The sequence below is a fragment of the Gilliamella sp. Fer1-1 genome, from assembly GCF_001690825.1.
Classification (GTDB): Bacteria; Pseudomonadota; Gammaproteobacteria; order Enterobacterales; family Orbaceae; genus Gilliamella; species Gilliamella apicola_C.
This window is the reverse complement of sequence record NZ_LZGX01000052.1, coordinates 1-2,430: the sequence shown is the minus strand read 5'-3', so window position 1 is coordinate 2,430 and position 2,430 is coordinate 1. Positions and strand designations below refer to the sequence as shown.

Genomic DNA, 2,430 nt, shown 5'->3' with positions numbered 1-2,430 from the left:
TTTAATCAAATAAAAAATAGTGGTTCAGCATTAAATCAAACATACTTGGTTATTTATTTAACTTATATAAAGATATTAATGAAATATTCTTCTGTAGAACTTCCTTTTGTTATGGATTCAATAATAAAAGATGAACTTGACGCAGGTGTAATATCAAGCTCTTATCTTCTTATTAATAAAGTACTTTTGTCATCCCCAAAACAAACTTTTTTTGCAGCTCTCAATGATAAATTCCAATATTTAACAGGAGAATGTAATAGGATTGAAATTAAAAGTGACCATAAACTTTTAAATAAAGAAAGTTATGAAAAATTAAAAAATGAAATTGTTGTTTAGTATATATATTATCTATTTTATATCTTTCATTTTCTTTATAATTTTATATAATGTATATATTAACAATGTCAGAGTGCAGACTGACATGTTGCGAAAAGTAGTTTAACCATTGTAGAGGTTAAGAGTAAAACAAGTGGAGTATATCAATGCAAAATTCAAATTATCCAGTAATAGCTGGAATCTCTATCACAACTGATAAAGAGGGTCGATATAATCTTAATGCTTTGCATAAGGCAAGCGGATTGGGCGATCACAAAAGACCAAGCAAATGGTTGGCTTCACAGCCAACAAAAGAACTAATTACTGAATTAGAAAAAAGGCAAAGCCCTTCTACGGGCTTAGGTCAAAATTTAATCAACACAATCAAAGGCGGCATTTCTTCTGGCACCTTTGCCCACGAACTTTTAGCTATTTTCGATTATGATTACCGCTGCATAAACGGTTTAGAAATACTTTTTTAGATGAAATGCCTAAATATTCTCGATTACCGCCGAGTAGGCGGTTTAGAAATCATTATATAAAAATATATTTTATGTGATTGACTGTCGCCGTGTAGCGACATATAATACACCTATATTGCGGTTTTCGCATCCAAATTAAACCCCGACTTACTCAGTTGGGGTTTTTTATTGCCTAAATCATGGCGAGAGATATAAATACTATTACTCCACACTTTGCTCCAGAGTGTTTATATCACTGCAACTCGCCACCACTTTTTTACATCTACAGAATTGGTAACAGAGTTACACAATATTAGCTAATAAGTTGTCACCTTACATTAACTAAAACGAAGAACAATAAAAATGGATAAATATTCGTCACCCGTTTCCTATTTTTGGGGCGGAATATGTACGTTATTGGGCGCGCTCAGCCTAAATGATATTGCCATTATTGTAGGTATTATCTTATCAATAGCGACATTTATTATTAATTGGCTGTATAAGCGCCGAGATTTTTATCATAAAAAAAAATTGAGAGAGCAATACTATGCGAAATACCACAAAAATAGCGACGAGTGCGATTTGTAGTGTTTCGGTAATAATCGGTATTGTTATTACCAACTACTCAGATGACATAAGAACAAGTCAATCGGGTCTTGAAATAATCGGTAATGCTGAATCCTGCGTACGAGAGCCTTATTATTGCCCAGCTAACATATTAACGGTTGGCATTGGCTCAACGGGTAATCATATTGAACAAAAAATTTATACTGATGATGAGATAGCAAAGCGTTGGGTCCGTGACATAAAAACGGCTGAACAATGTGTTAATCGCTATGCTAAAGGCTTTCATCTTCCCCAGTCTGTTTTTGACGCTGTGACCTCAATTACCTTTAACATTGGATGTACAAAAATGCGAACATCAACAATGTATAAGCATCTGAACAACGGCGATTATAAGGCGGCTTGTAATGAATTCCCAAGATGGAATAAAGCGGGTGGTAAGGTTCTAAAAGGCTTAGTAATCAGACGAGAAAAGGAGAAGGCATTATGTCTAAGTTATTCCGATATTCATTGATTATTTGCTCTGCCTTATTGCCTGTTTATTTCGGTTACAACAACTATCACGAGAAAAAACGATTGCGAACTGAAAACGCTGAACTGTTCGGAAAAATCGAACAGTTAAATCAGAGTATAGCTAAAAACAATCAAATCATAGCACAACGAGAGCAAGAAAAAGCTCAGGATGCTATGTCAATTAAACAACTTCAAGAGCAGATAAAAGATGCGCTTAAAAATAATCAATGTGCTAATGAGCTTATGCCTATTAACGTATCTAACTGGATGCGGAACGGTAAAAACTAAATACGTTTATCAATGCAATATCCCTGCATCACTAACACAGCCAAATAACGAGCCTCATATTGATAAACGAATCACGTGGGGACAGTGCCCTGTTTTGTACACTGAGTTATTAAACGAGCTTAGGCAGTGTAATGCTGATAAAATGGCGATAAGGGAAATTAATATATCAGATAATTGACAATATATAGAAATAAATGGAGAAAAAATAAAGTATAATTTTCCTCCATTTATTAATGCTATGAGAGGAAGAAAATGAAACAAGAAAATAACTTTTTATTTAATTTAGCTG

6 protein-coding genes are annotated in these 2,430 nt (G+C 33.7%); all 6 read left to right on the top strand.

The annotated features are described in order from the left end of the window. Positions 1-336: hypothetical protein (locus A9G28_RS07315; RefSeq protein WP_218057344.1), on the top strand; the 336-nt coding region annotated here is incomplete at its 5' end. A gap of 146 nt (positions 337-482) precedes the next feature. Beyond that, positions 483-797, top strand: a complete 315-nt coding sequence (locus A9G28_RS07310; RefSeq protein WP_065580234.1) for a KilA-N domain-containing protein — start codon at positions 483-485, stop codon at positions 795-797. A 342-nt stretch (positions 798-1,139) separates the two neighbouring features. Further along, on the top strand, positions 1,140-1,364 hold the full coding sequence (locus tag A9G28_RS13085; protein WP_218057343.1) for a phage holin family protein: 225 nt from the start codon (positions 1,140-1,142) through the stop codon (positions 1,362-1,364). Beyond that, positions 1,324-1,854, top strand: coding sequence for a lysozyme (locus tag A9G28_RS07305; protein WP_065580233.1), 531 nt, complete (start codon positions 1,324-1,326; stop codon positions 1,852-1,854). The genes A9G28_RS13085 and A9G28_RS07305 overlap by 41 nt, the downstream gene beginning before the upstream one ends. Then, a complete protein-coding gene (locus A9G28_RS07300; RefSeq protein WP_065580232.1) occupies positions 1,827-2,141 on the top strand; it encodes a DUF2570 domain-containing protein in 315 nt (104 codons plus the stop codon). Before A9G28_RS07305 ends, A9G28_RS07300 begins: the two co-directional genes overlap by 28 nt. Then, positions 2,062-2,319 (top strand): Rz1-like lysis system protein LysC, encoded by a 258-nt coding sequence (lysC, locus tag A9G28_RS14145; RefSeq protein WP_442903259.1) that lies wholly within the window; start codon positions 2,062-2,064, stop codon positions 2,317-2,319. Before A9G28_RS07300 ends, lysC begins: the two co-directional genes overlap by 80 nt. Positions 2,320-2,430 lie beyond the last annotated feature (111 nt).

What these genes read in the sequence shown, in the direction of transcription:
- A9G28_RS07305 (WP_065580233.1), top strand. Translation starts at nt 1,324, where the DNA reads ATGCGAAATACCACAAAAATAGCGACGAGTGCGATTTGTAGTGTTTCG.
- lysC (WP_442903259.1), top strand. Translation starts at nt 2,062, where the DNA reads ATGCGCTTAAAAATAATCAATGTGCTAATGAGCTTATGCCTATTAACG.
- A9G28_RS13085 (WP_218057343.1), top strand. Translation starts at nt 1,140, where the DNA reads ATGGATAAATATTCGTCACCCGTTTCCTATTTTTGGGGCGGAATATGT.
- A9G28_RS07300 (WP_065580232.1), top strand. Translation starts at nt 1,827, where the DNA reads ATGTCTAAGTTATTCCGATATTCATTGATTATTTGCTCTGCCTTATTG.
- A9G28_RS07310 (WP_065580234.1), top strand. Translation starts at nt 483, where the DNA reads ATGCAAAATTCAAATTATCCAGTAATAGCTGGAATCTCTATCACAACT.